Here is a 324-nt window from a genome sequence, read left to right on the forward strand (position 1 = left end):
GAAAATGGTCGATATCAACGATCGCTCAGTCCCTATGACGCACGATGGCTATCTGAAGCTGTACCAGATGAGCCAGCCAGATCTGAGCCAGCGTTTCGGTGCGATTTTGCTCGACGAAGGGCAGGACGTGAACCCGGTCATCGCGAACCTGGTCCAGATCCAAACAATAACTCAAGTCACTGTAGGTGATCGGCATCAGCAGCTGTATCGGTTCAGAGGCGCTGTGGATGCTTTAAACAGTCCGGCGATGAAGGACGCCGAGAAACACTTCCTGACTCAGAGCTTCAGATTTGGACCGGCTGTTGCCTACGTGGCCAACGTTAA

Annotated in this window: 1 protein-coding gene; it reads left to right on the plus strand. The window is 53.1% G+C overall.

What is annotated here, in order from left to right; genetic code table 11:
• On the plus strand, positions 1-324 hold a 324-nt coding region (locus tag ALO64_RS13855; RefSeq protein ID WP_162232072.1), incomplete at both ends, for a UvrD-helicase domain-containing protein.

Origin of the sequence: Pseudomonas meliae (assembly GCF_001400515.1) — a bacterium.
Classification (GTDB): Bacteria; Pseudomonadota; Gammaproteobacteria; order Pseudomonadales; family Pseudomonadaceae; genus Aquipseudomonas; species Aquipseudomonas amygdali.